Origin of the sequence: Scytonema hofmannii PCC 7110, assembly GCF_000346485.2 — a bacterium.
Classification (GTDB): Bacteria; Cyanobacteriota; Cyanobacteriia; order Cyanobacteriales; family Nostocaceae; genus Scytonema; species Scytonema hofmannii.
Map to the genome: position 1 here is coordinate 7,822,365 of NZ_KQ976354.1, position 24,741 is coordinate 7,847,105.

The 24,741-nt window shown below is 41.6% G+C and carries 19 protein-coding genes; 9 read left to right on the forward strand and 10 right to left on the reverse strand.

Annotated features, from left to right (window positions below; genetic code table 11):
• Positions 1–232: 232 nt before the first annotated feature.
• Positions 233–634 (reverse strand): hypothetical protein, encoded by a 402-nt coding sequence (locus tag WA1_RS32830; protein WP_017747250.1) that lies wholly within the window; start codon positions 632–634, stop codon positions 233–235.
• 587 nt (positions 635–1,221) lie between these two features.
• Between WA1_RS32830 and WA1_RS32835 the strand changes: the two genes are divergently transcribed.
• The gene (locus tag WA1_RS32835) at positions 1,222–4,839 is read left to right on the forward strand and encodes a WD40 domain-containing protein (RefSeq protein WP_017747249.1); all 3,618 of its coding nucleotides are present in this window, start codon (positions 1,222–1,224) and stop codon (positions 4,837–4,839) included.
• A gap of 75 nt (positions 4,840–4,914) precedes the next feature.
• On the opposite strand, the gene WA1_RS55700 is transcribed toward WA1_RS32835, so the two are convergent.
• Positions 4,915–5,112 carry a hypothetical protein gene (locus tag WA1_RS55700; RefSeq protein ID WP_148662811.1) on the reverse strand — a complete coding sequence of 66 codons (198 nt, stop codon included), beginning with the start codon at positions 5,110–5,112 and terminating at the stop codon, positions 4,915–4,917.
• Between the two features lie 90 nt (positions 5,113–5,202).
• Between WA1_RS55700 and WA1_RS32840 the strand changes: the two genes are divergently transcribed.
• Together WA1_RS32840 and WA1_RS32845 are read left to right on the forward strand one after the other, a co-directional pair.
• Entirely contained in the window at positions 5,203–6,120 is a 918-nt protein-coding gene (locus WA1_RS32840) for an ion channel (RefSeq protein WP_017747247.1), read from the forward strand.
• A 260-nt stretch (positions 6,121–6,380) separates the two neighbouring features.
• Positions 6,381–6,743, forward strand: a complete 363-nt coding sequence (locus WA1_RS32845) for a BON domain-containing protein (RefSeq protein ID WP_017747246.1) — start codon at positions 6,381–6,383, stop codon at positions 6,741–6,743.
• 45 nt (positions 6,744–6,788) lie between these two features.
• On the opposite strand, the gene WA1_RS32850 is transcribed toward WA1_RS32845, so the two are convergent.
• Positions 6,789–7,700, reverse strand: a complete 912-nt coding sequence (locus WA1_RS32850; RefSeq protein ID WP_017747245.1) for an alpha/beta fold hydrolase — start codon at positions 7,698–7,700, stop codon at positions 6,789–6,791.
• Positions 7,701–8,184: 484 nt separating this feature from the next.
• Between WA1_RS32850 and infC the strand changes: the two genes are divergently transcribed.
• The 3 genes from infC to WA1_RS32865 all read left to right on the forward strand — a co-directional run bounded on the left by infC (position 8,185) and on the right by WA1_RS32865 (position 12,442).
• Positions 8,185–8,718 carry a translation initiation factor IF-3 gene (infC, locus tag WA1_RS32855; RefSeq protein WP_017747244.1) on the forward strand — a complete coding sequence of 178 codons (534 nt, stop codon included), beginning with the start codon at positions 8,185–8,187 and terminating at the stop codon, positions 8,716–8,718.
• Between the two features lie 296 nt (positions 8,719–9,014).
• Positions 9,015–11,993, forward strand: a complete 2,979-nt coding sequence (locus WA1_RS32860) for a hypothetical protein (RefSeq protein WP_017747243.1) — start codon at positions 9,015–9,017, stop codon at positions 11,991–11,993.
• A 5-nt stretch (positions 11,994–11,998) separates the two neighbouring features.
• Entirely contained in the window at positions 11,999–12,442 is a 444-nt protein-coding gene (locus WA1_RS32865; RefSeq protein WP_017747242.1) for a Crp/Fnr family transcriptional regulator, read from the forward strand.
• Between the two features lie 231 nt (positions 12,443–12,673).
• Here the strand turns inward: WA1_RS32865 and WA1_RS32870 are convergent, their stop codons facing one another.
• Positions 12,674–14,434 (reverse strand): vanadium-dependent haloperoxidase, encoded by a 1,761-nt coding sequence (locus WA1_RS32870; protein WP_017747241.1) that lies wholly within the window; start codon positions 14,432–14,434, stop codon positions 12,674–12,676.
• Positions 14,435–14,945: 511 nt separating this feature from the next.
• Here WA1_RS32870 and WA1_RS32875 point away from each other — a divergent pair.
• The gene (locus WA1_RS32875) at positions 14,946–15,620 is read left to right on the forward strand and encodes a cadmium resistance transporter (RefSeq protein WP_026135081.1); all 675 of its coding nucleotides are present in this window, start codon (positions 14,946–14,948) and stop codon (positions 15,618–15,620) included.
• A 122-nt stretch (positions 15,621–15,742) separates the two neighbouring features.
• Here WA1_RS32875 and WA1_RS32880 read toward each other — a convergent pair whose 3' ends face one another.
• Positions 15,743–16,378 carry a TetR/AcrR family transcriptional regulator gene (locus WA1_RS32880; RefSeq protein WP_017747239.1) on the reverse strand — a complete coding sequence of 212 codons (636 nt, stop codon included), beginning with the start codon at positions 16,376–16,378 and terminating at the stop codon, positions 15,743–15,745.
• Positions 16,379–16,522: 144 nt separating this feature from the next.
• Between WA1_RS32880 and WA1_RS32885 the strand changes: the two genes are divergently transcribed.
• Entirely contained in the window at positions 16,523–16,885 is a 363-nt protein-coding gene (locus tag WA1_RS32885; RefSeq protein WP_017747238.1) for a hypothetical protein, read from the forward strand.
• An 85-nt stretch (positions 16,886–16,970) separates the two neighbouring features.
• Here WA1_RS32885 and WA1_RS32890 read toward each other — a convergent pair whose 3' ends face one another.
• The 5 genes from WA1_RS32890 to WA1_RS32910 all read right to left on the reverse strand — a co-directional run bounded on the left by WA1_RS32890 (position 16,971) and on the right by WA1_RS32910 (position 22,421).
• On the reverse strand, positions 16,971–17,918 hold the full coding sequence (locus WA1_RS32890; RefSeq protein WP_017747237.1) for a D-2-hydroxyacid dehydrogenase: 948 nt from the start codon (positions 17,916–17,918) through the stop codon (positions 16,971–16,973).
• 24 nt (positions 17,919–17,942) lie between these two features.
• Positions 17,943–18,953 (reverse strand): ABC transporter substrate-binding protein, encoded by a 1,011-nt coding sequence (locus WA1_RS32895; RefSeq protein ID WP_017747236.1) that lies wholly within the window; start codon positions 18,951–18,953, stop codon positions 17,943–17,945.
• The gene (locus WA1_RS32900) at positions 18,950–19,282 is read right to left on the reverse strand and encodes a 4Fe-4S binding protein (protein ID WP_017747235.1); all 333 of its coding nucleotides are present in this window, start codon (positions 19,280–19,282) and stop codon (positions 18,950–18,952) included. Before WA1_RS32900 ends, WA1_RS32895 begins: the two co-directional genes overlap by 4 nt.
• A gap of 179 nt (positions 19,283–19,461) precedes the next feature.
• The gene (locus WA1_RS32905; RefSeq protein ID WP_017747234.1) at positions 19,462–21,054 is read right to left on the reverse strand and encodes an FAD-dependent oxidoreductase; all 1,593 of its coding nucleotides are present in this window, start codon (positions 21,052–21,054) and stop codon (positions 19,462–19,464) included.
• A gap of 326 nt (positions 21,055–21,380) precedes the next feature.
• A complete protein-coding gene (locus WA1_RS32910; RefSeq protein WP_017747233.1) occupies positions 21,381–22,421 on the reverse strand; it encodes an NADP(H)-dependent aldo-keto reductase in 1,041 nt (346 codons plus the stop codon).
• 562 nt (positions 22,422–22,983) lie between these two features.
• On the opposite strand from WA1_RS32910, the gene WA1_RS32915 reads away from it, so the two are divergent.
• Entirely contained in the window at positions 22,984–24,714 is a 1,731-nt protein-coding gene (locus WA1_RS32915; protein WP_017747232.1) for an iron uptake porin, read from the forward strand.
• Positions 24,715–24,741: the final 27 nt, after the last annotated feature.

Here is a 24,741-nt window from a genome sequence, read left to right on the forward strand (position 1 = left end):
GATAACCTCAGTTTAAAAATGGGGAGTAGGGAGTAGGGAGTGGGGAGTAGGGGATAAAGAGAAAGCAGTTAAATAAAAAAGTCGATGAGTGATTGAATCACTTCATCGGCTTGTAAACTTCTCGTTTCTTGAAAGCCCGTATGTCTCAACAAACTACAAATATTTAGTTGTGTTTTCAATTTCGCCCAAGCTATCAGTTTTCTCAACTGTTATATAGCTGCGCTGGATATCTTCAAGAGCGATTTTTGTGGCTGAGCCTCCATCCCACCCAATTTTCCAGAACTTTTTCGTAGGTCTGCTGAATTTTATCTAGTTCTTGTGTACTAAGATGATAGCGTTGGCTAATGTGTCCACCCAGTTCAACGATAGTTTCGTAATTGCCTTTTTTGCTGCGGATAACAAACTCACCGTGTTGTGTCACGGATAAGGTTTCAATGAGTAAAAAGTTAAGGTGAGAAAAAACTGGGTGCAATTCAATTGAGCAAGTTTGCTGCGGAAAAATGCCAATATTTCCTTCATCTTGCAGCCTAACCAGAGGCAACGCGTCCAGAGGTTTGTCTTCAATCTTTAAGTGCATTCTGATGCCATGAGAATCACTGAAGAATTCAGGAAATCTTGAGCGTGAGAAGGTCATATCAGTTCCTCCATAACGTTGACTGCTGATTGCGACTACAGTTACTCAATCTGTGGGTGGAAAGCTGCAAATTATTTATGTCCCAAGGTAACACTCCGAATGTTGTTACCTCACATATATATAACTTGCCTGTAATATACTATATATTTTTTTTTCATGGCAAGTATTTAGGCTTGAATCTACCTTAAGGTATACATGATGTAAATTATTTTATAGTTTAGCTACAGTTTTTCTCACGATGCTATAATTCAGTAACCAGTGACCAGTAACCAGTGATTGGGAAACTAAGCTCTCATCCCTAATTCCTGTGTGAGAAAACAAGCGAGTCAATAAAATTCTCAGATTGAGAGATTAAGTCCTGACCAGTTACGCAGACGGTACAAGCCCCTAAATCTATTTATGGAAAAAAAGAAATTAATTTATTGTTCTAATCCTCTACTTATCAGTATAGAGATTAACTGATTACTGGTCACTGGTCACTGATTACTGGTCACTGGTCACTGTTAAAAATACTCTTTTCTCAACTATTCAACTATGTTATAAAAAGTTATCTCACATACTAATATGTTGTGTGGAGTAAAGATCGCATGGAAAACGCTACCAATATGTCTCAGCTTCCAGAAACTTTTATCGTAGAGGTAGCAACCAGATCTGGTGTTACTAAAACAGAGTTAGATGCTTTATTGTTGGCATTAAGTAATTTTTCAGGTACTGAAATAGCTTCCAAATTAGAAATTTCTCAAGCAGCAGTGAGAAAAAGATTGGGAGAAAGCTACCGTAAATTTGGTATAGAGGGGAGCGGGAACAAAAAACTCAACAACCTCAGGCAACAGCTCATAGCTCAATACCAAAATCAAGCAAATATAAATGTAGCTGTTGGCAAGATACCTCAAGAAGATTGGGGTGAGGCTGTTGATGTAGATGGTTTTTGGGGTCGCGAAGAGGAAATTGCTAAGCTAGAACAGTGGATTGTGGGGGATAATTCTCAGCGCTGTCGGATGGTAGCAGTGTTGGGAATAGGAGGTATAGGTAAGACAGTCTTAGCAGCACAGCTTGCCAAAAAAGTACAGGAAAATTTTGATTATCTCTTTTGGCGATCGCTGAGCAGTGCTCCACCTATAAGTGATATTCTCACACAGCTACTCCGCTTTCTACCGAAAGATCCAGAACACGAGTTGCCAGACAATGACAACAGCAAAATACTGTGGTTGATCAATGTCTTGAGAGAACACCGTTGTTTGATCGTTTTAGATAAAGTGGAAACCGTGCTTCGCAGTGGTAAAGGTAGGGCATATGAAAGGGCGGGTGAGTATGAAGAAGGATATGAAAAGTATGGCTACTTCTTTAAGAAAATAGCCGAAGCAGGACATGAAAGTTGTCTTTTGCTTATTGGTCGAGAGAAGCCCAAGCAAGTTGCAATATTGGAAGGGAAAAATTTACCAGTCAAGGTGTTGCACCTTTTGGGAATGAATTTGGAAGAAGCAAGGGCAATGCTGAAAGATAAGGGATTTTCTTGTTCGGATGCTCAATTACAGGAATTAGTAGAGAGATACTCCGGTAACCCACTAGCCTTAAAGATAGTCGCTACCACTGTTTATGATTTATTTAGTAATAATATTGCTGAATTTTTAAACCAAATTCACCAGGAAACAGCCGTTTATGGTGATATTCGGTCTCTTTTAGACCAGCAATTTAATCGACTGTCAGAATTAGAGAAACAACTGATGTACTGGTTGGCAATTCATCGCGAATATGTTTCATTTACAGAATTAAAAGCAAATTTAATTACTTCAGAACCCGCAACTAGAGTGTTAGAAGCTGTAGAGTCTTTACTGCGGCGATCGCTAATCGAAAAAGAAGCGGGTTTGGGTAGTTTTCGTCAACAGTCTGTGGTCATGGAATATGTGACAGAACGAATCATAGAGCAAGCTTTTGAAGAAATCAGCCAAGGAAGAACCAATGAATTTCTGAATGCTTACCCATTGATGAAGGCACGATCTCTCGAATATATCCACAAAACTCAGGAAAAACTGATTCTGGAGCCATTAAAAAATAAACTACTTAACATTTTTGGCGACCAATTAGAGTCTCATCTACGTCGAATGTTAGCGAATTTACAGACATATAATCCTTTAAAAAAGGGATATGCTGCTGGGAACTTAATCAATTTATTGCGTCAAATTCAGATCCACAAAACTCAAATTGACTTAAGTGGACGTGATTTTTCAGACTTAACTATTTGGCAAGCCTATCTCAAAAACGTTAAATTACAGGATACCAGCTTTACAAACGCCGACTTGACTGGTTCGGTATTTACTGAAACAATGTCGAGTTTAGTATCAGTGAGATTTAGCCCCAACGGGGAGTATTTTGCTATTGGTACAATTAGTGGAGAAGTTCGTCTGTGGCGGACTGTAGATATTAAACAAATTCGTATTTTTAGAGGACACACTGCTTGGGTTTGGGCATTTGCCTTCAGTGCAGATAGTCAACTTTTGGTAAGTGGTAGCGCAGATTACACCATCAAAGTGTGGGATGTGCATACGGGTATATGTTTAAAAACTCTGAGCGAACACACTAATAAAGTGTATACTGTTGCTTTCAAACCTAATAGCTGGATTTTAGCAAGTGGTAGTGAAGACGAAAGCATTAAACTGTGGGATGTTCGTACAGGAGAATGCATAAAAACTCTTAACGGTCATGAGGACTGGGTTTGGTCAGTGACCTTTAGTCCCACTGACAATGGTATACTAGCCAGTTCCAGTGCTGATGGTAAGATTAAAATATGGGATATTAACACTGGTGAATGCCTGAAAACTATAGAAGGGCATAGTGGTGAGGTTTACTCTGTTGCTTTCAGTCCAAACGGTCAACTATTGGCTAGTAGCAGTGAAGACCGAACTGTTAAACTTTGGGATGTGGAGCGAGAAAAATGCCTGAAAACATTCATTGGTCATCAGAAAATAGTTTATTCAGTCCGCTTTAGTCCAAATGGAAAAAGTCTTGCGAGTTGCGGCGAAGATCGCACCATTAAAATCTGGAATGTTCGTACAGGTGAATGTTTGAGGACTTTAGAAGGGCATAACAGTCAAGTGTGGGCGATTGCATTTACATCTAGTCCCGATGGACGTACTTTAATTAGCAGTAGTGACGATCAAACAGCAAGACTGTGGGATGTAGACACAGGAAATTGCTTGTATGTTTTGCAAGCGTATACCCGTGGCGTTTATTCAGTTGCATTTAGTCCCAATAGCGAAATTCTAGCAAGTGGTGGTGATGAGCCGACAATAAAGCTATGGAAATTAGGTACAGGAGAATGTTTCCCCATTGAAGGACATCAAGGACGCCTGCGTTCCGTTGCTTTTAGCCCTGATGAACGAGTTCTTGCTAGTGCAGGTGGTGACAATACCATAAAACTCTGGGATATTACAGACATTAGCAACAGTAAATGTATCCGAACACTCAAAGGTCATAGTAACTGGGTGTGGACAGTTGTGTTTAGTTCAAACGGGCAAATTATAGCTAGTAGTAGCGAAGACAAAACAGTACGAATCTGGGATTCTCACACAGGTGAGTGTCTGAAAGTTTTAGAAGGACATACTCATTGGGTTTGGACAGTAGCAATTAGTCTTGATGAGAGCACACTTGTCAGTGGAAGTGCTGACAGTACAGTCAAGATCTGGGATCTTCATACAGGTGAGTGTATTGACACTTTAGAAGACCATAGAGATTTAATTTGGTCGGTAGCAATTAGTCCCAACGGACAATTTTTAGCAAGCGGTAGCGAAGACCAAACGGTTAGGCTGTGGGACATCAAAACAGGTAAATGTCTCCATACCTTGGAAGGACACAGCAAACAAGTTTATTCAGTAGCCTTTAGTCCGGATGGGCAAACCCTTGCAAGCGGTAGCGGTGACGGAACCGTTAAATTATGGCAAGTCAAGACAGGTTTTTGTCTGGATACCCTCACACGGGGACACACAGCAGCAATCCGTTCCGTCGCCTTTAGTACTGATGGTCGGCTCTTAGCAAGTGGTAGTGAAGATGAGAACATTCAACTTTGGGATGTCCAAAAGTGTAGCCGATTGCGGCAAATTAAATCCGATCGGGTTTACGAACGCATGGAAATTACAAATATTATTGGTTTGACAGACGCAGAAAAAGCTTCTTTAAAGGCTTTGGGTGCAATAGAAAAAGGAGAGTAATTTCCCAATCAATCCCTTTTTAGCCTTAGCGATTGGAAATCGCAGCTATACAAACGCTCGTCCGCCAACGCGGACTTAGGGATGTCCAAGAAATAAATTCTCCGGTGATTGTGGGGCGGGCGTCCTCGCCTGCCCTCTTGCTAACGCCCGCCCTCTTGCTAACGCCCGCCCTCTGGCTAACGCCTGCCCTCTGGCTAACGCCTGCCCTCTGGCTAACGCCTGCCCTCTGGCTAACGCCTGCCCTCTGGCTAACGGGCGGGACGCCCGTACCACAAGAAATTTGAGGAGATTTTTTTATTTGGAAGCCTCTTAATTAGATAATAAAATTGCCGATCTTTGGTTCTTGCTACCGTAATTAACCCAATGAAAACAGCCCGTCGAAAAGCCCCAGTCAGTCGCCGCATGGTGAATCGGCATGGAAGTTTCAACGTCGTGCGTAAAGGAATCTCTCACAAACATTGGCACGATCCGTACCATTTACTACTCACTCTTCCTTGGTATTACACCTTACTAGTCATTAGTTTGGGGTATATCATAGCCAACGCCCTATTTGCCTTGGCATATATTATTGGAGGCGATGGTATAGAAAATGCGCGTCCGGGTAACTTTTTTGACGCCTTCTTCTTTAGTGTTCAGACAATGGCATCAATTGGTTATGGGGCAATGTATCCCAAAACACCGTATGCAAACTTCTTAGTCACTATTGAATCATTACTGGGGTTGATAGGACTGGCAATGGGAAGTGGGTTAATGTTTGCTCGATTTTCGCTTCCTAGAGCACGAGTCATGTTTAGCAATATTGCAGTTATTACACCATATAACGATGTCCCAACTCTCATGTTTCGGGTTGCTAACGAACGGGAAAATTGGATTTTAGAAGCACAAGTCCGGGTTACTTTAGCACGTACTGAAATTACCAAAGAAGGTGACGTAATGCGTCGGTTTTACGATATGCCTCTTGTTCGCAGTCAGTCGCCACTTTTTGCCTTAACTTGGACAGTAATGCACGTTATTGATGAGAATAGCCCTCTTTATGGAGTGACATCTGAGGAAATGGTAGAAGATGAGATGGAAGTGGTGGTTACTTTCACAGGGCTTGATGAAACTGTTTCTCAAACCATCCACGCCCGTCACTCCTACATATCTGAGGAAATTGTTTGGAATATGAGGTTTGTCGATATTTTAGGGAAAACAAAGGATGGCAGTCGCTGTATCAACTATGCCCGGTTTCATGATGTTGTTTCTTTGGATGAAGAAAAGAATGGACTGGGAGGTTGTTAGTAAGCTGTCGCGTCTGGACAGCAGTCCAGGAACGAGAAATACTGGTGGAGCGATCGCCATCTTCACCGAATTCTTCGTGCCGTGGAAGCCCCTAGCTGAAGGCATGGGGTTGCTTACATAAAATCTAATTAATGCGTTAATAAATCATACCGCAAGCATAAGCTCGTTTAAGTGCAAATCACTTTACAGGTAGAGGACGCTTTTTAACCAACCTTTTATCTTTGAATAACTAGGAATAATCATTTGGGAGAAAAAAGTATATGGGTTGGTTAAAAAGACTGTTTGGACTAGAAAAACCACAGAACGCACAAGTGAATCCCACTCCACAGCCAGCAGAACAAACTCGTTCTGCAACTCCCGCAGCCACTGAAACAGTTTCCCCAGAACGTTTGGGATTGAATGGAGAGTACGATCAAAGCGGTTTGGCTAAGCGAGTTGCGCTTGCATTTGACCAAGATAATCAACTTGATGATATCGATACTCTTTGGGTAGCGCAAACAGGTAGCACTGTAGTCCTAAAGGGCAAAGTTCCCAGCCAAGACATTCTGCAAAAAATGGTTTCTGTAGCACGTTCGGTCAACGGTGCAACAGAAGTTGATACGAGTCAAGTGAGCGTCGGCTAGTCAGTGACCAGTGATCAGTGAGCCTAATTGGTCACTGGTCACTGGTCACTGGTCACTGATTAATTTCAGCCAATCCAAAATCACTTGGTTGATTAATTCTGGGTGTTCATCATGAGGACAATGCCCCACATTCTCGACATCCAGCACCTCTAACTTCTCATTGTACTGAGCAAATTGACGGGCAAGTGCAGGGGGAACAAGCCTATCTTTTTTTCCCCAAATCAACAACATTGGAATTTGTAAAGTTGGCAAGACGGTTTTGACGCTAGGACCAAAGTTTGCGTCTATAGTCGCTCTAAAGAGGGCAGTAAAAGCACGCGCAGAACCTCTATCTTGTGGTGGCCCTGTTAAAATCTCTATTAGTTCATCGGTAATAGCCTCTGGGTTAGCATAGGCAAGACTTGCCCAGCGACGTACTACACCAGGTCGGCGGATGACGTTAAACAAGGGTTGAAGCAACAGTGGGGAAGCAACAAAATTTTTGATGCCTGCTACAACGGGTCTTAATATAGGAGGTAAAGCTTCTCGTTCCAATGAGGGATCGGGCAAGTTTATCATGACCAAGCCCTGCACCATATCGGGATAGGTGGCAGATGCGGAGAAGGAAACCAGCGAACCAAGGGAATTACCTACTAAGATGGCTGGTTGGTTGATGAAGGTTTTCCAAAAATCGTAAACTTGGTCTGCCCAAAGCTGCACGCTGTATTTAACTGGGGCTTTTTCAGAAGCACCCCAACCCAACATATCAAGAGCGTATACTGTATGATGTTCGCCTAGCACCTCTAAATTGTGTCGCCAGTGACCAATAGAGGCACCAAACCCGTGTAGCAAAATGACAGGGGTTGTTTTGCGATCGCTATGCCTTTGACGAATATAGGTATAGCGAGTTTGCCAACCCCGCCAAACCCAGTCTCTTTGATTTCCAACTCGTTGTTGCCAGTGTCCTACTACATTCACATCCCTCTCCATCGCTCGTGCAAAATATCTATCAGACGATTCACTCATCACTGCTGACAAAAGGTAGTTTCTACATATATTCTAGATTAGGGAAAAAAGCTCATCCCACGTGTTATCCGCGCATACACTTCATTTTTTCAACAAACAAGATGTATATCATACAATCTTTCAACTCTATACTTTGTATAATATAAACTCTCTAGTTACGTTAAAATACGGTTAAAGAAATGTAAATGACTTGACAAAAATTGTGGCAATAGTTAAATAATACTACTGTGGTGTAATTTAAATTAACGATAGGACAGAAATCGTCTCAGAGTGGGTAGAATGAGGAGTACAAGGACGACAATGAAAATGCGCTATAGATATAGTTACTCTAGAACTATAGCTTTCTTTGCCAGTTCTCAGTTATTTTAGTATTCTCTCTCTGACTCGTACTACTAACAACCTAACCAATTTCTTAACAACAGATCCCACAAAATCCATGTCTGTGATTGAAAAGAAAAGAAATCGCGATCTGCCTCAAATTAACGAACGTATTCGCTTCCCGAAGATTCGGGTTATTGACACTGATGGCGCTCAACTGGGAATTTTAACACCCCACGAAGCACTGCAAATGGCAGAGGAAAAAGAACTTGACCTTGTGCTGCTAAGCGACAAAGCAGACCCGCCTGTTTGTCGAATTATGGACTACGGGAAATACAAGTTCGAGCAAGAGAAGAAAGCGCGGGAGGCTCGAAAGAAGCAGCACACGGCTGATGTCAAAGAAGTTAAGATGCGTTACAAGATTGAAGAACACGACTACAACGTGCGAGTCAAACAAGCAGAGCGTTTTCTCAAAGATGGTGATAAGGTGAAAGCGACTGTGATGTTCCGAGGTCGAGAAATCCAGCACAGCGACATGGCAGAAGAACTGCTCAAGCGAATGGCTACAGACTTAGATTCAGTGGGTGAAGTCCAACAAGCGCCCAAGAAAGAAGGGCGAAACATGATGATGCTGATTTCCCCCAAGAAATAATTTTTAGATTTTGGATTTTAGATTTTGGATTTTGGATTAAAGCCAAGAGAAACAGATGCTTCCTCCGTTCTACCAAAGTGAAGAATAGCTCTTTCCCCCCTTCTCCCTAAGGGAGAAGGGTTGGGGATGAGGGCAAGCCAAAATCCACAATGACAAATCATGCATATGCTGATAGTCCTGAGCTCTGAGTGGGCAAACTATACTCAGTTGCTCAGGGCTTTTGCTTTGGTAACCAGTGACCAGTGACCAGTAACCAGTGACCAGCGACCGATGATCGATGACTAGTAATAAAATGCATGGAACTAAAAAATCACTTGTGGACTCCAAATAAAGGTGTTCTACCACGACTCTTACAATGGGTGAATCTTCGACCTGAGGAGAGCGATCGCACTTGGCTTATGTTCGCTTTTTATACAGCTACTTCAGTAGGATTGCGATGGTCTGAAGATAGTACGGTAGCTTTATTTCTAGATAAATATGGAGCGCAGCACCTACCTTGGATTTATATAGCCAGTGCAGTCAATGGAACTTTGTTGGTATATTTATACTCTTGGTTGCAACAAATTTTTCCCTTGCGTCAGATTATAGTGGCGATTGCACCTTGTATGTTTGTGCCACTGATTGTCTTCAACTGGGGAATGCAATTTCCCTACTTAGGGGTGATTACCATATTTCTCCTCAGGCTTTGGGTAGACGCCTTTTATATCGTTAACGAACTCAACACCTCCATCGCAGCCAACCAGTTATTTAACATTAGAGAAATTAAACGTGCCTACCCACTGGTCAGCAGTGGTATTTTAGTTGCTGATGTCATTAGTGGCTTTAGCCTACCTTTTTTATTAATCTTTGTCGGGCTGGAAAATGTAATTATGCCCTTTGCTGGTATGTTTATCGCACTAGGGGCGCTAATTCTTTGGCATCTAAGTAGAAACTACCAACAAGTTTTCCCCGACGCCCCATTACGAGAAGTTCCAGAAGTCCGTCACTCTCAAGGACGTCATCTTTCCGGTCCCCTCAAGCAATATACTTTACTGTTATTTGGGTTTTTTACCCTGCTGCACCTCATTGGCGTATTGATAGATTTTCAGTATCTGACTCAGTTGGAGTCAAACTTTGAGGGTAAAGACATCGCTAGTTTCCTTGGTCTTTTGGGTGGTATTACGGGAATATGCGAATTGGTGATGCAGCTATTTATTTCCAGCAGAGTTCTCGAACGTTTTGGAGTCTTTTTTAGTGCTGCCACTTTACCATTAAGTGTAGGCATTCTCATGCCAGTTGCGATCGCGCTCCTCAATTTTCTTCCAGGAAGCCAGTCACAAAAATTTTTATGGGGTTTGGTCATTCTTAAATTCTCAGATGAACTTCTGCGCTACACCTTAGTTACAAGTAGCGGACCTTTATTATTCCAACCAATTCCAGACAAAATTCGCAGCTACGTACAAGCACTATCAGGTGGTATAGCAGAAGCCTTTGCCACAGGAATAGGGGGAGTTTTCATTTTAGTCTCCTTCTGGTTTGCCACATCATTTACACTCTCCAAACACAACTTCATTTTGCTTGCAGAAACAATTGCTATTGCTTTAGTTTGTGTGGGTGTTGTTTTAGTCATGCGATCGCGCTACGTTAACTTGCTAGTCTTAAGTGCAGGACGGGGAAATCTAAGTGGCGCAGATGTAGATTTACGTGCATTCAAGCAAGCCGTCATCAAAGCTTTAGGCGAACAAGGTACAGAAGCAGATAAACATTCCTGTATTGAACTTTTATCTCAAATTGACTCTAAAGGAGCGGGGGAAATTTTAGCCCCCTTGCTTGTCAGGTTACCACCTTCATTACAAATTCATAGTTTAGAAGTCATGCTTGCAGGCGGTGCAAATCCTGCCTACTTACCAGAAGTGCGGGCGTTATTGGATGCATCCACCGAAAGAGTCGCTGCTTGTGTTTTTGCTCTTGCTTTGCGTTACCTATGGCTTGCAGAATCAAATCCAAATCTTGCCCAACTAGAAAAGTATCTAAAACACCAACAACACTCCGTAATTCAAGCAACTGCTGCTGTACTTTTGTTGCGTCATGGAACGCCAATGCAAAAAGTTGAAGCAATACATATTTTGCGGCGGATGCTGACCCATAAAAATGAACGCTTGCGAGTCAATGCAGTCAAAGCGCTATCAGAAGCCGTTTATTTACAAGAACTACGGATTTACATTCCCAACTTATTACAGGATGAATCTTTACGCGTCCGGTGTGCAGTCCTAGAAATGATTGCAGGAACCCATTTAGAAGAATATTATTCAGCATTACTGAATGGGCTTTACTACAAATCAACCAGAAATAAAGCCATCCAATCTCTCGTGCATCTAGAGAATGAAGCCCTACCCATGTTGGTTAGCTTAGCCACTAACATTTACAAACCAGAAGTTGTGCGGATGTACGCTTGGCGGACTATCGGTCAAATTTCTACCTTGGAAGCAATGGATGCTTTATGGCAATATTTAGAAACTTCCAAAGGTACAGCCAGGTATCATATCCTTCGTACCTTACTTAAAAGATATCAACAAGAAGGAATTGTCAATTTATTAGATAAGTCTCTTGAAAGTAAGGTAAAAAGATTAATTGATAAAGAATTACGCTTTTTGGGTTATATTTATGCCGCTTATATTGATTTTGAAGCACGAGACAAGCTTCTAAATTCTCAAGTTAGTGACAAATTAACTATTGTGTGCAATTTACTCCAACGCTCACTTTTAGAATTAGAAATTGATGTAAAAGAACGATTATTAATGCTATTAGAATTACTTTATTCTTCAGAAAATATTAAAGCAGCAGCCTTTAATCTTAGATCGGAATCTGTAAAGAATTGGGCAAGAGGGTTGGAGATTTTAGACCATACTGTAAAGTTACCTAATAAATCTGTATTACTGAATGTGTTAGATAAGCGAGCGCCCAAAGAAAAATTGCAAAAAATTGTAGAAAAAGGAATATTCGAATATCAACAAATGGAATTAGGCGATCGAACCAGAAGTTTAATAATAGATAAAGAATCGCTTTCCGATTGGTGCTTGGCGTGCTGTTTCCATTTTGCACGAGTTGCTCGCATACGATTAACTAGCGAACAAATTTTAGAGAGTTTGCGCCATCCCACAGGCTATGTCAGAGAAGCAGTTATTGCATACTTATATGTAGTTTCCCGCCGTGTTCTTCTAGAACTTATACCCCAATTACAAAACGATCCACACCCCCTTGTTGCTGCTCAAATCAAACGTCTTATAAACAACTAACAATTATGTTAACCAGCGTCGATCGTTTATTATTCGTCCGAAAAGTACCAATTTTCAAAGAATTACGAGATGATTTTCTTGTTCGTTTAGCTTCAGTCATGGATGAATTATCTTTTCCTACCCATTACACTATTTTTAAGCAAGGCGAACAAGGACGATCGCTTTATATAGTTGTTTCAGGACGCGTGAAAGTTCATATAGGAAATCAACAATTAGCTATTTTTCCCAAAGGAGAATCTTTTGGTGAAATGGCAGTTTTTGATGCCCAACCCCGTTCCGCTTCTGCGACGACTTTAGAACCGTGTGATTGTTTGGAACTCACACAAGAGCAACTGTACGATGCTATAGAAGAAACTCCTGAAATTGCAGTGAATATTATTGGCGTGCTATCAAGGCGTATTCGCGAGTTAAATGAAAAAATTAATGCTATGGGGACAAGAAATCACTGAGAAAATTGCTCGGTTAGATTCCCGACTTCTCCAAGAAGTCGGGAATCTAGAGCGTCAGTCCACTAAGGGACTTCCAAATCAAAAAGTCTTCAAATATCTCTTGTGGTACGGGCGTCCCCGCCCGTCACTAGTATAGAACGGGCGGGGACGCCCGTACCACAAGATTGGATAACTTATTTCTTGGAAAACCCTAATCCCAAAAACCCGTGCTCTAGCAGCACATCAAGAAATTCAAACAGTGATTTTTGTACCGTCAAACTTGGTAAACGTAAAGCCGTCAAATCTTTCGTTGAACCCTAGCCTTTCATCTTTAAGGATACTAATAGCAACCTCTTCTCCTAAAGCTAAGCCAGCTGCAATATCAGAACGCCAGTGGATACCAGCAAGAGAGCGACCAAAAGTATAGTTAACTGCAAACTTGTTCAACTCGCCACCTACTGTCAGTGGTACTCCTCTGTAAGGAATCACTTTTGTAGGATCGTTGGGATCGGGTACCACAGGATTGGGAATAACAAAGTTCTCATCAAAGAACGCTTTCAACAGTGTGGCTGAGACACCAGCAATAGAGGCAGAACCAGCAGTGTAGGCGGAATGGAACGGTGCTCCTTCTGGGTATGCATGGGGTAATAAATAGGTACCAAAGGTGTTAAAACTCTCAGCTAAGGCTCTGGAATTTAATAACTCAGAATGAATTGGGTAGTCAATTTTGTTGATGAGCTTATTGTAGACTAACCCAGCATATGCTTCTGGTCGCAAACGACGATGTAAGTAAAACTTACCCCAATAAGAGGCTCTGATTGCCCGCGAAGGAGCTAGGAGAAGTAAGGCTTGAAAGTGTGCTGCTGCTAATGTAGCAGCTGAACCCACTTGAGTTCTGGAGCTGATATAGGGATTGCTTGGATTCAAGGGTGTGCCAATACCACCGAGAGTCGCTAGAACTCCATAAAATAGAGCACCATTAATACGCCCGTATTCAGTAATATCACGTATACTAGAGATGTAGCGGCGTGTTGGATCAAACCTAATGGATTTGCCAGAACTGCCTCCATTCTGCACCGTCAACCACTCGTTGTAATCGGTAAGGAACTCATTGCCAGGAAGAGCAGTACGAATTAGGGGAGAAATAAATTGAGTGTTTAAAGGAATATCCAGTAACGAAAACTGTGAAACGTAAGGACCCTCTGTTACACCAGGTGGGACAACGTATTTTGTTGTTCTGCCGGATGGGTCATTCTTGTCAACATAGTTAACACTGGCACGAAACAGGGTTTGAGGAGTGATAACACCATTTTCTTTCGGTCCTTGAAATGCTGACAGTTGGTTGAGGTCTTCAATTGCTGCCAAGATTTTCGGATTGTCAGTGTCGTTCTGGAACTCTCTAAGAGAAACTTCTCGCAGTAAAGCAGCCCAGTAGAGTTCAACTGCCTCAGCAGCTTGTTCTGCACTATCTAAAGTTGCTGGTACTGGAGTCGCTATTTGAGCAGCATTGATCCCCTCAAGGCTGATTGCTAATGGTCCTTGAGGATTCACAAGTTTTCTTCCGCCACCCAAGATAATATTTTCAAAGTCGTCAGGGTTTAGCGTTGTTAGTGCTTGAATAAAAGAGTTGTAAGCTTCTAGTTGGACTTCACCTCTTTCATTGTGAGGTAATCCTCTGGTATCAGTTGCGATTTTGTTAGCATAACGTTCTTCATCTCCATTAGTCGGATGCGGCGGAATGGCGATCGCTTGCTGATTTTTTGCTGCTTCAAGACGCACTTGATAGGCTTTCTGAACAAAATTATCATAGTTGAACGCTCTCACATGCCTGCCTTTTTCTTGTGCAAAGACAATATTTCCTTTTCTTACAGAGGAGAAAAGAGGAGACATTACCCCACCCGCAACACCAGTAACAGTTAACACACTAGCGCGACCTAGAAATGAGCGTCTACTCACTTGACTAAATAATGAACGTCTACTGTTGTATTTATCCGTATTCTGGCTAGAATCCATTTTTTGCTTCTTTGTGTATTGTTGGGAAGTTCAATCGGGAATAGGTAACATGACTTTCTCTAAACAAGGCACAAGAAAAGCCACTGTTTAGAGAAAGTCTAAATCAAAAGTCTTATAACTTGATGTGTTAACCGTATTTTTCTAAGTTAGAATATGCCATAAAAAGATATCAAAAGCAAGTTATTTTTGTGAAACGTTGTAACTTAAAGAATACTAAGCCTACGTGCTAGTTAGCCAGATTCCCGACTTCTTAAAGAAGTCGGGAATCTGAATCGCCATCAAATTTTTTTTAATAAATTTTTTTTATTCTTTTAAAAAGAAAGAATATTTGCTCTTATTTTGCGGAGATTTTAATATTAAGAACAAGCTACCTTGGTTAAGAAAAATCCTAAATGCGATTAATACATCTTGCCTGGAAAGAAAAACAATTGAATCAACTTTTGAAAGTCTCTCACTTCTGGAAGCAGCGAAAGACTATATAGATATTTTTGGAGATTTGCGAGCAAAAACTATGAGTTGGATGATTGGTACTTTAGTTATTGGGATTTCTGCTGCGTTTGCAACTACCTTTGATGACAATATATACTTGACGGCTTTCTTTGGAAAAGTCAATCATATCTTTCGTCCCAAGCATATTATCATCGGTGAATTTGTTGGATTTACAGCACTAGTAGTTGCCAGTTTGCCTGGTTTTTTCGGTGGTTTAGTTCTTCCAGAAGCTTGGATTGGGTTGCTAGGTATCCTTCCAATTATGATTGGTATCAGTAATTTCATGAGTCGAAATGATGATGAAGACACAATACAAGATGTGTCAATTAACCTAGGTCATTCAATTAATCATAAACGGCATAAGAAATCATTATTTGCGACTCTACGCGATCCTCAAACTTATCGCGTTTCAGCAGTCACTATTGCTAATGGAGGAAACAACATTGGTATTTATGTACCACTGTTTGCCACTACCAATCTTCCAAGTTTAGGAGTGATTTTGTGTGTTTGCTATTTGACTGTTGGGTTGTGGTGCTTCCTTTCTTACAATTTGACTCGTAATCCTCTCATGGCTCCACTTCTGGCTCGGTATGGTCGAAAAATATTCCCATTTGTATTAATCTGGCTGGGATTTTCTATCATGATGAAAAGTGGAACTTTTCAACTTTTCCCTGGGGTGGCAATGCTTTTCAATTAGGTTTTGAATTTTGCATTGCTTTAGGAATGATTTATAGCAATTCCCACTTTCGTGAGGTACAGAATAATAAATTAACCGCACCCTGTAGCGGATGGACGCTGATAAATTTGTACCTCAACAGACTAGGAAACGCTATAAGCTTGTATTCCTAATATCAAAAAATTGACTAGTTCTTGGGCAAAGGCATCATCTAACGTCGCGTGCTTTAGCAGTAATCGATACCAAATAGGACCGTAAATCACATCAAGCACCAGTTCCAAATTTACGTCAGGACGAACTTCACCTCTTTCAATGCCTCGCTCTAAAATAGTTTGAGTCACTGCTCTACGACCTTGAATAAACTGCTCGCGAAATGACTCGGCTAAAGAAGGATCGATTTGTGCTTCGGCAATCAGTGCTGTAACAGCAGTACCTGTCGTTGTTGTTGTCAGCACTGCAAATAACTGCTGTAGAACTTGATATAAATCTTGTTTGACTGAACCCGTATCCGGTGTGGGGATATTCTGCGTAGCTTTTTCTGAGTATGCTTCCATTATGACTGCTGCCTTAGAAGACCACCAACGGTAGATAGTTTGTTTGCCTACGCCTGCACGCGATGCGATCGCCTCAATACAGATATTGCCGTAACCTTTCTCCTCTAATAGCTCAACAGCTGCTTTGAGAATTGCTTGATGGGAGTGCTGATTGCGCCTACGCATCACAGGTGCAACAGTCGTCGATGGTGTATAAGTACTTTTGCTTTTTAGTAGTTGTGACATGGGCGTAAACTCCAGTTGTGCAATCTTTCTTATTTACACGTTACGATCTGTCTCAGTATACATTGACAAGACGATACGGTTCGTTAATATAAAGATAACAGAGTTGTTGAAATTAGCTATTACAAAAGCATAGGAGTCAAAATTATGAAACGGTTGATTTTAGGTAGCCTATCTTTATTGCTTGCCTCTACTGTTGGTACATCTGTAGTTCGAGCCGATACTTCAGCATACAACCCGGCGGCTGTAGGTAAGACTCCCTCTTATATTGCTCGAACTACACCTTTCAATCTCGTGAACATGGCTTATCAGGGTCAGTTTCAAAATCAAGGTATTCCTGGGTACCAAGATCTTATCCAGGCTTATTCAGCAAAACAAATCAGCGTTGAAGATATTGTTCGCGGTGCCATCAATTCTAAGAAACTGCCATCAGAAGCTCTTTCTGACAAGGGATATCTCAATGCTGTTACAACTCATCTCAATAATTACCGAAATACTCAAAATTACTAAAATCATCTAAACAATGGGAGTGAAACTAGGTTCGATCGCAATTAAATACAAGTGATGTCTGAAGTAATACTCAGGTATATCGCTTTTAGTAGCCAGCATTTTTATCCACAATGTTGCGTAAAAGCTTGTTGTGACAATATCGGGTCAAATTATCCAAAAAAAGGGCTAAAGAGCGTTCTTTGACTCTCGGAGAATGACCGGAACAATGAGGTGTTACAAAGACATTATCTAGAAACCACAACGGACTTTCTGGTGGGAGTGGTTCTGTAAAAACTGTGTCTAAAGCGGCACCTGCAATCCAATTTTCTTTCAGCGCTTGTAACAGGGCAGGTTCGTCTACAATTGCACCACGAGCAATATTAATAAGATAGGCGTTAGGTCGCATAAGGCGTAGCGCTTCTGCATCGATCATGCCCTTGGTTTCACTAGTTAAAGGTGTGGCAATGACAACATAATCTACTTCCGGAAGGAGCGATCGCCACTCATTGACACCTACAATTTTGTCAAAGTTAAGTAAGGGTTTGGGGTGACGACGGCTGCCATAAATTCGCATCCCAAAAGCTTTGGCACGGGCAGCAATTTCTTGCCCAATACCGCCCGCACCGATAATTAACACAGATGCATCCCACAAATCCTGGGTTTGAAAACCTCTTTGCCAACGATGTTCTGCATGCATTGCATACAGGTGACGCAATTGCTTAGCATGAGCTAGCATAAAAGCGATCGCAAATTCAGCAATCGGAATAGCGTGTACCCCTGCACCATTGGTAAGGATGAGATCGCGTTCTAAATAGATGGGTGTCAGGATATGATTGACACCTGCATTCGGCGCATGATGCCAATGCAGTTGAGGTGCTGCTGCTAAGACTTTGTGTAAGGTAGTAGGTTTGAGAAAAAACCACGAAAAGTAAACTTCGGCATTGATAGCATCGTCGTCTAAATTGCCCTCGTTATCCACGCGTACAACTTCTGCTTCAGTTGGTAAATGAGGCACCAGTTCGTCAGCAACCTCTACAGGTAAGATAAGTTTCATAAATGTGACCTACCTCCAGTTTTACTATTGTGAGGCAACCCAATCATTTATTTTAAAGTCAGACCGGGTTAATTTTTGTGAAACTAAAAACTGTTTGGTTCCTTCTAGAAGTGCCAGCCCTTGTTTTGGGAATGGTTCTTCTGGAAATTGCTTTATAGGAAAAGAAGCTTTGACTATATCGACTGAGTATCCTGATACTTGGGAATGAAATTGGTAATATGCTTCTGGATTTGCTTTAATACTTTTGACTGAAGCAAGTTTTACTTGATTCCAAGTTTGAGGTAGTTTAGGATACTGAGTCAAAAAAGCTTCTGTTGCCACAGTTACACTTGTTCCCCGTAAATCTGGATGCTTGCTCGCTTCATCAATGACAGGAAAACCTTTTGAACTTAACAATGGACCTGTACCTGTGGATGCTGCGATCGCTGCAACATCACCTCTTTGTAGTGCAGCTTGGGCTTCATTGGGCAATAAATGAACCACTGTGACTTGATTTTGAAGACCTGTCTTTTGTAACAGTCCCATCAAATAGCGATGCATATACGAACCTTTTGAGGTCGCTACTTTTTGTCCTTTGAGTTCCGCTACAGAACGGACACCATTTTTCTTCGCCAGCAACCAAGCATTCATCCCTACCTGTTCTTGACTGATTAAACGGGTAGGCATACCGTTAGCTTTGGCAACGAGTGCAGGTGTATCGCCGTAGATACCGACATCCAATTGTCCCGCTACCAAGGCTTCATTCAGGTTGGGACCGTTAGGAAAACTGAATGTCTTTACTTCTGTAATTCCCAGTTTCCGCAATTCAGGTAAGAGTTTACCTTGTTGAATTGCCCAACCTGTGGGGCCTGTTGGAATTTTAGCGTTGTTAATACTGATAATACCTAAACGCAAAGTAGTTGTCTTAGCTGCTCCTTGTTTGTTGTAAGTTGTTGACGGAGCGATTTGACTAGAACTACGACCTGCACTGGTAAGTAAAACAACAGAGACAGTCAGAATAGATAGTATAGGGAGTTGATTTCGCCGCTTTTTCATGACTTCATAGCTTTGAGCAATTGATAAGTGGAATCTTGTTTTGCTGTGTTTGTGTTTCCGCGTCCCCAACCAATGTTTCGACGGTAACTACCTAAAAGTTCAGTTTCCTTAAGGGATTCTTCGTCTATGGCTGTCAAAGGCTCAACCTGTGGTGCAACGTACAGAGCATCTACTGGACAGTACAATTCACACATAAAACAGGTTTGACAGTCACTTTGTCTGGCAATAGTCGGTGGTGCATCGGGTACTTTGTCAAAGACATTTGTCGGGCATACGTTAACACAAATGTTGCACTTAATACATCGAGATTCGCTTACTAATTCAATCATGTGAATTTTGGATTTTGGATTCTCGTTCCCAGGCGGAGCCTGGGAATGCCTTTCCTAGAGGCTCCGCCTCCCATCTTTCGCAAAGCAGAGTCTTGCAGTATACATTCCCAGGTAGAACCACCGGAACGAGGTGAACGAGATCAAACTTCTTCCTTCTTTCTCCTTTCTTCTTCCTTCGTTCAAGCTGCTTTCACCCAAACACGATCCAAACCCCCACTAATAAAATAGTGCTGCTGGTTTTCATCTAGTTCTGGATAGTCTGCATATTTGTGCATCCCACGTGTTTCTTTACGTTCCAAGGCACTGCTATACATCCATCTTGCAGTGGCTACCATTGCAGCGGATTCTCTAACTCGGAGAATGTTGTCATCATCTGCAACACTTGTGCGAATTTCTTGCCAAAGATGATTTAATCTCTGTAATGATTCGGTTAATCCTGTTTTGTTGCGGAAATAATTGCGATCGTAGGGGAAAACTTCTGCTTGAGTCGCTTGAATAATTTCTTCAGTATTAAGTCGGCGTTGACTACCGTTGGTAAATCCAGCTTGACCCACAGCCTCAACTTGTCTTTGATTTGCTTTTTCACCTAAATTACGAGCAGATTCAGCAGCAGATTGTCCAGCCCAGTATCCTGAAGAGATTGCCCAAGCAGCATTATGGCTACCACCACCTGTAAAGCCGCCACAGATAAGTTCTCGTGTTGCTGCATCTCCAGCAGCATAGAGTCCAGAGACAGAAGTTGCACAAGTATCATCAACAATCCGGATTCCACCTGTACCGCGTACAGTTCCTTCCAATCGGAGTGTGACAGGAAAGCGTTGTGTAAAAGGATCGATACCAGCACGGTCAAAAGGTAAAAAGAAGTTGGGTTGTGCTAGACGCATATGCGCCCGCATTTCTTCAGAAGCTTTATCTATAATGGCGTAAACAGGTTGCGTTAACAACGTTTTGGCAATAACGGAACGTCCTCTTTGTGACCCCGCACCTGGTATGGGAGTGCCATCTTCGTAGGTAAATGTTGCCCAGTTGTAAAATAAGGTTTTGGTGACAGAAGAAAAGGCAGGTGCAATGCCATAGGCGTTGGAAAACTCCATACCTGACATTTGAGCACCTGCTTCACCTGCCATCAGGTATCCATCCCCTGTTAACACATTGCACCCTAAAGCTTTACTTAAAAAAGCACAGCCTCCAGTTGCAATGATGACTGCGTGCGATCGCACAATCCATTTTTTCCCCGTCTCACGGTTGATTCCTGTTGCACCCGCGACACTACCCTCTCCGTCTACTAAAAGTTGTAACGCTGGACTGCGATCTAAAATTTCCACCCCTACCCGTCTGATTTGTTTTCGCATCAGGCGCATATACTCTGGTCCTTGAAGACTACGCCTGTAAGATCTACCCTCATCATCAACAGGAAACGGATAACCCCAATCCGCTAAGAGGTTAACGTTTGCATAAGTTTGGTCCAGTACTCGCTGCATCCAGTTACGGCTGGACAAAAATCCCCCTAAAGCCTCTCGACTCGCCATTGCAGCTTCCCGACTTTCAGGCTCTGGTGGCACATACCACACACCGTTACCTGATGCTGCTGCACAACCACTTGTACCACAGTAGCCTTTATCTACTAAAACAACCCTTGCACCAACAGATGCAGCACTCCAAGCTGCCCAAGTACCAGCCGGTCCACCTCCTACGATCAACACATCCGCGTGCAAGTTCGGTTCAAATTCGGTGGTAGATGCTTCCCTTGACAATCGTAAATTCTTACTCATCCAAAGCCTCTTCAATATTTTAAAACTTATCTACAAGTAGAGCTAGGTCAGATTCCTGACAACTTTTACGGCGCTGTTGGCGAATGATGGATCTGATCCCTCACCTCGATCCGGTGGAGAGCGATCGGGAGAGGTGACATCTCTCATTCGCGACTTTGTATCTTTAAAGAAGTCGGGAATCTTGCAACCAAAATTTTGACTCTTCAACAAATGTACGGTTACTTGGTAAATTTACAGTAATTTTGAGATACAAAAAAAGCTAGCACGATTTAATAAAAAAATCAAGGGCAGCTTTCTTGAGTAGAAATAATACCAACTTGCCTTATTTAGGGTGCTGGATTAGGGTAACGAGTATGAACAGCATCCAATTCGGCTATGATATCCTTGTCCAATACTACATTTACGCTTTCTAAATTTTCTTTAAGTTGTTCCAACGTTGTTGCTCCAATAATAGTACTGGTGGCAAACCAACGACTGCGGACAAAGGATAATGCTAGATGTGAAGGTTTTAGATTATATTTGTGGGCGATTTCTACATATGCTGCAACAGCTTCACTAACATTTGGTTTGAGATAACGCTGTCCAAAGCCAGGAAAAAGAGTCAGTCGTGTATCCTCCAGTGGTTTATTATGTACATATTTGCCAGATAATAAACCGAACCCCAATGCACTATAAGCTAACAAGCCAATATTTTCGCGATAACAAGCCTCTGCATGAGCGGAATCAAACACGCGGTTTAATAAATTGTAAGCATTTTGAATGGACACAACTTTAGGTAATCCCAATTGCTGTGCTGTACGACTGAACTCACAGACTCCCCACGGGGTTTCATTACTTAAGCCCAAGTAACGAATTTTCCCAGCTTTGATAACATCTGCGATCGCTTCTAATTGTTCTACGATTGGAATGGTGTGTCGTTCAAAAGTTGGATTATACTCTGTTTGACCAAACAGAGGAATATAGCGATCGGGCCAGTGAAATTGATATAAGTCAATATAGTCTGTTTGTAAGCGTTTAAGACTATCATCTACTGCTTGTTTGATATGAGCACGGTTAATTTTTAAATTTCCTTCCCGCACCCATTTAAATCCTCTTCCTGGACCTGCAATTTTTGTAGCAATAACAAGTCGATCGCGCTGTTGTTTTTTCAGCCATTCTCCGATATAAGCCTCTGTTCTTCCTTGTGTTTCACCACGAGGTGGGACTGGGTACATCTCCGCCGTGTCAATAAAGTTGACTCCTTGAGTAGTAGCATAATCTAGTTGCTGATGAGCATCTTCAATAGTATTTTGCTGTCCAAATGTCATAGTTCCCAGACAAATTTCTGAAACCTTAAGGTCACTATTGGCAAGTTGATTGTATTTCATGGTTCTTAAGTTATCTAACCTCGGTACAAGTCTTTATCAATACTACTCGGAATGACGAACAGTTCAACCTACAGAGACGTTAGATGTAACGTCTCTACGGGAGTTTCCAATTTTGCGATTTGCAAGCTACCTGTCAGTATTAGATTTTCTATGATTTTTATATAAAACCACAAATTTTTATATTTTACTATAAACTTATAGATTTACCGGAGTTAATGTTTATTTTTTTACCTTAAACATCTATTGAATAGAAAATTAAGTATCTAGGTGGAAATAGAAATCATTATATTAAAAACTGTAAACACATTAGAAATCCTTACCAAGGACAAATGACAAATGACAAATGACACTATAGCTTTAATTAACAAAAATTATAGAAAAATGTAATCAAAAATACTTTATTATCGGCAATTTTTGTGAAATGCTTCTATCTAACAGTAAAAATACTGTAATAAAATCAATTTACAGTAGTTTAATTTTGAACTAGTTGTTTTTGGTAAAATTGCAGCGTTGTAAGCAATGCCAACCATAGTAGTGGTATGACTTGTGTAGCTATAACAAAATGAAAAAAACTCTGTGGAATATATTGCTCACTCTACCAAGATTTTTAGTGCTACTTTTCGTAGTAGCTAATACAAAAGCCTTTGGACAAGAACCCACTTCAGAATCTCATCGAGATCTTCGTGTTGCAGAATTACTAGAACCAGTTGAGACAGAGAACCAGGAGTTAAAACCACAACAGAGCGATCGGTTCATCTCACAAAATTCACCTCAGATAATCCCTATTGAACCTGTAAAACCATCGTCAGAACCACCCGTCACATCTGTTTCTCAGCTTTCTGATGTACAACCAACGGACTGGGCATTTCAAGCACTCCAGTCCTTGGTTGAGCGCTATAGCTGTATTGTTGGATACCCAGATAGCCAGTATCGTGGCTATCGCGCTTTGACTCGCTATGAATTTGCGGCTGGGTTAAATGCGTGCCTAGACCAAGTTAACCAACTCATCGCTTCATCCACAGCAAATCTAGTCACTCAAGAAGATTTAACAACTCTACAACGACTAAGTGAGGAATTTCGTCCAGAACTTGCTGAATTAGCAGGAAGATTAGACAACTTAGAAGCCAGGACAGCACAAGTCGAAGCGAATCGGTTTTCAACAACAACAAAACTAGTAGGTAATGTAATTTTCTTAGCAGCTGATGTTTTTGGCGATCGTGTCAACAATACTCCAGCTGATGATACGGAGGATGATGCGAATGCCTTTTTTGCGTACCGCGCTCAGCTATCGTTTCAAACCAGTTTTAGTGGTAAAGACCAACTCAATGCTGGATTACGAGCAGACAGTATCCCTAACTTGGGAGCCTCTACGGGAACAAACATGACTCGTTTTGCTGTAGATGGATCTGCTCTTTTCCCGGCGAATGATTTGTATTTAGACAACTTGTACTATCGTTTTCCAATTGGTAGTAAAGTGAATGTTTGGGTAGGGACTCGGACAATTAATTTCCCAGTTTATGTTCCAACGCTCAACCAGTTAAATGGAAACCCTACACAGGGTGGTTTCTCTCGATTTGGACAATTTAATCCAACAGTATACAGACCTGGATTTGATGGTGCAGGCGCTGCTGTAGCTTATAGGTTCAACGATCGACTACAACTACACCTGGCTTGGATTGCAGATGGCTTGGTTAGCAACCAACCGAATAATGGGATTTTCAATAATAGTTCCCAAGCAGCGATCGCTCAACTTTCCATCACTCCTAATAAACAACTGGATTTAGGGCTAACTTATACCCGCAAATACTATCCTACAAATTCTGGTAATAATTTAACTGGCGGAACAGGTAGTGCTTTTGCGCGAAATCCTTTTGGGCAAAATGCCACAATATCCGATAATTTTGGACTGGAATTTAGCTGGAAAGTTAATCCACGCTTTACTTTCGGCGGATGGTTTGGTTACACTCAAGCAAATCAAGTAGATGGCGGTGATAATGATGCGAATATCATTAATTGTGCGCTTACATTTGCCTTTCCAGATTTGTTTTCCAAAGGAAATCTAGGTGGTATTACTATTGGTATTCCCCCAAAAGTGACTAGCAATGACTTCATAAGTGCTGGACAACAACGAGAGGACCCTGACACATCTTTACACCTCGAAACTTTCTATACTTTTCGGATAAATAATAACGTCAGAGTGACTCCAATTATTTATCTGATTACCAAGCCAGAACATAATGATAACAATGACCCAATTTGGGTAGGTGTTCTTCGAACCAGTTTTGCTTTCTAAATAAAATTTTCAAGGAGTGGAGTTCTA